We start from the raw sequence: 5,316 nt of genomic DNA, 5'->3' as shown, positions 1-5,316 counted from the left end.
TATAGGGATGATCCGAAAGTACTGAATAGGGCATTTCTTTTTAGAAACAAAGCAATGATGAAGAGAAAAGCCTTAATAGGAGGCCTAAGGGTAGGTCTTTTTGAAGAGGTTTACAACAAAGAAGGTGTGGTCAACTTTATGAATAGGCTCAATCAAGCCAACCTACAAGTAGATGGTGAAGAAGACAGCTGGGTTCATATCAAGCCCTTCGCTTCAGCAGGAACAGTAGGGCATCGCCTTTTAAAATCCAAAGCAGATATTGAAGAGAAATGTCAAGATGACGATTTTCCCTGTTTGGCTGAAAGTCACCTACCGGGCAAAGAGTTTTCTTGTGAAGCTTTTGTTCACGGAGGTAAAATTCGGTTTCTAAATATCACGGAGTATGTAAAGCTGGGTTATTCTAATTTTATTCCCGAAGGAAATTACCTTCATACCAAAAGGGAAAAGATCATGAAAGAAATGCAAAAGTTGGTGGATTTATTTGGTATCCAATACGGAATGATTCACCCTGAATGGTTTCTGACTGAAAATGATGAATTAAGCTTTGGTGAGGTGGCTTGTAGAATTCCCGGTGGTCATATTTTGGAACTATGTGGGCAGGCTTATGGGTTTGATGCTTTGGCAGCCTTTGTTTGTTGTCATGACCCTGAGCTTACCGAGGAAGAGCTCAAAGAATTGCTACCTCCCTTGGATGCCAGACCCAAAACCTTTTACGGTAACGTAATGATTTACCCCCATAAAAATGAAATTTCCCAACTGGTGATTCCTGAGGAACTTAAAGAAGAGCCTTTCTTTTTGGATCACAATTTGGTACCTCCTTTAACCAGTCAAAAGGTCAATTCCAGAGATGGTTTTGGCAATCATTTTGGTACGGTAAACTTTAAAGGAGATGATCCGGACCGTATGTCCGAACTATTATTACACTACGAAAATGTAGATTTTTACCATTAAATAATTGTATGCAAGAAAATGTAATCTCAAAAAATAAAATTGAATCCTTTGATGAGTTGTTTGAGAGCTATCAATCAGCCACCGTGCTGACGAGGGAAGAGAAAGCAAAAAAAATAGTTGGACAACTTGATGCTTGGTGTGGAAACTTAGAGGGTATTTTGCAGATTTATAAACGCATTCCGGCCCTTAATCAAGCTGGAATATTTAAAGGTACCCCTTGGGAAAACCCCTCCAAGTTAGTGCCTCAACTGGTGAATGGCACATTTAAGAGTGGTCATCCCAATTCAACCTTTGAACTGCTTAGTGAGCTTAGGATGCTTGCTATTGCTCGGGGTGAAATTCAAGCTCCAGACAATTTAATTGGGGAGGCAGAAACTTATTTGCAGGAGGTGTTGGTGCTGAATCTTGAGTTCGTTTTTAACGAGCCGCAGGAAGAAACCCGCCTTTTGATGAGTGAGCATGAGCTAAACAAGGTGCACACCTTGTTTGGCTTTATTTCTGAACAAATCCAATTGTCAAAGGTGAAGGCTTCATTGGTTGATGAACTGGTGTTGATTTGCGAGCAAAGGCCTGTAGTGACGGAAAAGCAAAGGAGAATTATAGCCTTGGTCAAAGAGAAAATAGCATTGGATCCTAATGACCCTGCTGATAAAGACTTATTGGCTTTTCAGCGATCGATTTATCGTCCTTCCATTGGTACAGAGGGTAAAACCTATAAGGAGTATGAAGAATATTTAAATGCTTTGTCTGAGGCGCAGTTGATGGTTGAAGCAGAACAGATGAGTGAGGGCATGCTATCCAATGGCTTGGTGAGTAGCTATCAGGCCAGTTTACTATTGTTTTTGGTCAAAAACAAGCATTATGAGGTGGTAGCCAAATGCCTGGGACTTAATGAATCCGGTTTGGCCTGGTTTAGTGAATATCAGGAATTTGTCTGTGCCTTAATTGTGGATGTAATTCATCCCAACAATGCTCAATGTATCTATGGTTTGGCCAAAAGTTTAGAAAACGGTGTTTTGTCTCGATCGGCTGTCCGGGCAGGATTACATAACCTGCTAACGATCTCCCTGCATCCAAAAGTTAAAGAAAGAATCATCAAGTCACTAGGCAACGCTAAAGGAGAGGTAAGTCCCAAGCAATTTCTAATCGGGGCCTTACTAAGAATATTAGGTCAACCCCTTGGAGTAGGGCAGGGCAACAACCCGACTTGTCAAAGTGCCAGAGGAATCAGTATGTGGAGTCAACATGCACCTGCTAAGCTGATTCATATGGTACATGCTGCAGCAGTGCATAATGATTTAAGTTTCCGGTTTGAAGGAAAGGAAATAAAATATTCAGAATCAGCTTTGGGTTTGGTTCAAAAATTAGATCATCAACTGGATGCCGTTTCGGTGACCTTAGTGCCTATGCTGGATAAGATCTATAATGAAATGATGCGAAGGGCCTCAGGTAGGGGGGAAGATCCTCACAAATGGGTAAACCCTGGTTTGTATGGACAGTGGATACAAATAGGTTTTGCCTCTGCCTATGATTATTTATCCAATGCTATCGTTGATTTTGATGGTTTTGTTAAAGTGTTTTATGCCATGTGCCATCCTCAATACAATGGTGGACACCGGCTAGTATACCCAAATCCTGTAGGTATATTTATAACCTCTGCAAAAGGAGAGATGTTGGGTTTCCACGCAATCTCATTACTTCGTGTAGAAAAAGACCCCCAAGGCATAATTAGAGCTTATTTCCTAAACCCTAACAATGAAGGACGTCAAAATTGGGGCCAAGGAATTTGTCCATCAGTCTATGGAAATGGAGAAAATCACGGGGAATCCTCCCTTCCAATTCACGAGTTTGCCGCAAGAATTTACGCTTTTCATTACAACAATCTTGATGCTACAGCAAAAATGGATGAGGTACCTCAAAACGAAGTAAATAAAGTAAAAGAACTAGCAAAAAATAGTTGGGGAAAATCCTATACCTGGCGGGAAATAAAAAAACAATGGTAAAACATTCCTCGAGAATAGAATTAAATCAAGTTGCTTATAAAGGCAATGTAAACTTCATTAGAAAGAAGATTGGGGACAAGCCTATACTATCATCGGTGGTCAAGGCCAATGCCTATGGACATGGAATAGAAGCATTTGTCCCCATGGCGGAAAGATGCGGTATCAATCATTTTTCCGTGGCTTCTTCCTTTGAAGCCGAACAAGTATTGAATGTCTGCAAAGCAGAAAGCAAGGTGTTGATCATGGGGATCATTTATGAAGAAGATCTGGGTTGGGCCATTTCTAATGGGATTTCTTTTTTCGTTTATAATTTCAATCGACTTGCTAAGGTTTTGGAGGAAGCCAAAAAAGTGGGGAAGCAAGCTTTGGTACATGTAGAAGTAGAAACCGGTGCCAACCGAACAGGAATGCATGCCCAGGAATTTCCAAAAGCTCTTGCCTTTTTAAAACAAAATGCGGAGTGGTTGAAATTTGAAGGCCTCTGCACACATTTTGGTGGTGCAGAAAGTGTTTCCAATCAATTTAAGATTGACAGACAACACAAGAGGTACAAAGGTTTTCTAAAAACTTGTAAGGATAAAAAAATGATCCCCGAAATTCGACATATTGCCTGTTCCGCTGCAGCTTTGGCGATGAAGGATACTGTCTATGATATGGTTAGGATAGGAGTGGCACAGTATGGCTTCTGGCCAAGTCCGGATGTTTATTATGCGCATTTGCACCAAACCAATAAAAGCTCCGACTCAACGATGAAAAGAGTTTTTAACTGGAAAACGGATATCATGGATATTAGAACAGTGGATCAAGGTGAATTTATCGGTTATGGTACGGCTTTTCAGGCCACACAGAATATGAGAATTGCTGTACTCCCTTTGGGGTATTCAAATGGCTACCCCAGAGCCCTTTCCAATAGAGGTCAGGTGCTGATTCATGGGAAAAAAGCCCCAATAGTAGGCCTGATTAATATGAATTTATTTATGGTAGACATTACGCATATTGAAAAAGTGGAAGTTGGGGATGAAGTGGTTTTGATAGGAAGGCAAAAAAACAATGTTATCAATGTTTCAAGTTTTACCAATGCCACACAGCTTTTAAACAATGAAATGCTAAGTCGCTTACCTGCTGCAATCCCCCGAACAGTAATCAAAAAATAGTTTTACCGAAAAAGTAAACCTATTGAATAAACTTGTCCGTAATTATTTGTTTGGGGATGTTTGGACCTTCAATGTATATTTCTAGTTCCTCCCCGGAAATGTCATCGAAGTACAAAACCTCAATGGAATGAAGGCCTTCTTCCAACTCAATATGGTTGCTTTTTAAACTACTGGAATGAGAGCCATCATGGTCTATAAGTACCTCACCATCTATTAAAACTTTACTTCCATCATCTGATTGGGTATAAAAGGTATATTTACCTGAACCGGGAAGAGACAAAGTGCTTTTAAATTGAATAGCAAAATGATCGGATCGGTGGGAGATATGCTTCAGGCTAAATTCTTTACTTTTCCCTGATTTTATAGCTTTCAAACCTGTAAAATCGGGGAGTTGAGTGAAATTTCCTTCATAATAATCCCAAAATATTTTACCTTCTTCGTCATTCCCTATTCTGTATTGGTTAATTTCCGGGCGGCTATATATTCCACTTTTATAGGTTAATGCCGTAACAATGGTGTTGTTGAGAATTTGAATAGGCTTGTCGTATCTTATACCTGTTTCTTTAGTAGGTATGGATCCGTCTAAGGAATAGAAAATTTCCGCCGTTGCATCATCTACCTTTATTTCCACTGAAATAGGGGGCTGTGAATACAAACCTGAAATAGGGGCAACCAAAGGCATAGGCACATATGGAGCTGAGGTACTATTTTTGTCAAAGGCTTCAAGAATGGGTCTGCCAATCCCTGCACTGGGAGGAGTTATGCCTATGGCGTAGGCCAAGGTTACCGGAACGTCATAAATATAGCATGGCTTGTCTATGATCAACCCTTTTTTTACTCCGGCTCCATACATGATGATAGGTATTTCTAATTCATTTAAAGAAGTGCCTCCATGTCCTTTATTGATGCCACCGTGGTCACCGGTAATCATCAATAAAGTTTCTTCCATCAGCCCTTCCTGCTCAAGTTGCTGAATGAAACGGCCAATTAGGCTGTCGTAGTGCGTGATAGCATTAAAATAAGCTTCAGAATCATGTCCATCATGGTGTCCAAAATGGTCAATCTCATCAATGTTTAAGAATAGGAAATCAGGTTTGTCTTCAAAAAATGCATTCACTGCTTTTTCAAAAACGTCATCCCCCTTTTTTCCTCGATACACTTGGTCTACTTGATTTAGATCAAACAGTCTGGCTAAGCCTTCCCACTCA

The 5,316-nt window shown here is 40.3% G+C and carries 4 protein-coding genes; 3 read left to right on the top strand and 1 reads right to left on the bottom strand.

Translation table 11 applies throughout. From position 1 onward, the window contains the following. The 3 genes from AAC037_RS19155 to alr all read left to right on the top strand — a co-directional run. Positions 1–951, top strand: a 951-nt coding sequence (locus AAC037_RS19155) for a carboxylate--amine ligase (protein WP_339904860.1), incomplete at its 5' end; no start/stop codon positions are given. Positions 952–959: 8 nt separating this feature from the next. Beyond that, positions 960–2,954 (top strand): hypothetical protein, encoded by a 1,995-nt coding sequence (locus AAC037_RS19150; protein ID WP_339904859.1) that lies wholly within the window; start codon positions 960–962, stop codon positions 2,952–2,954. Next, a complete protein-coding gene (alr, locus tag AAC037_RS19145) occupies positions 2,948–4,108 on the top strand; it encodes an alanine racemase (protein WP_339904858.1) in 1,161 nt (386 codons plus the stop codon). Before AAC037_RS19150 ends, alr begins: the two co-directional genes overlap by 7 nt. Positions 4,109–4,127: 19 nt before the next feature. Here the strand turns inward: alr and AAC037_RS19140 are convergent. Continuing rightward, a partial coding sequence (locus AAC037_RS19140; RefSeq protein WP_339904857.1) for an alkaline phosphatase family protein occupies positions 4,128–5,316 on the bottom strand: 1,189 nt, incomplete at its 5' end.

The organism is uncultured Cyclobacterium sp., assembly GCF_963976465.1.
Classification (GTDB): Bacteria; Bacteroidota; Bacteroidia; order Cytophagales; family Cyclobacteriaceae; genus Cyclobacterium.
The sequence above is the reverse complement of the archived record's forward strand: the minus strand, read 5'-3'. Positions and strand labels throughout refer to the sequence as shown.

Excerpts from the sequence above, each read along its gene's own strand:
- AAC037_RS19150 (WP_339904859.1), top strand. The coding sequence starts at position 960 with ATGCAAGAAAATGTAATCTCAAAAAATAAAATTGAATCCTTTGATGAG.
- alr (WP_339904858.1), top strand. The coding sequence starts at position 2,948 with ATGGTAAAACATTCCTCGAGAATAGAATTAAATCAAGTTGCTTATAAA.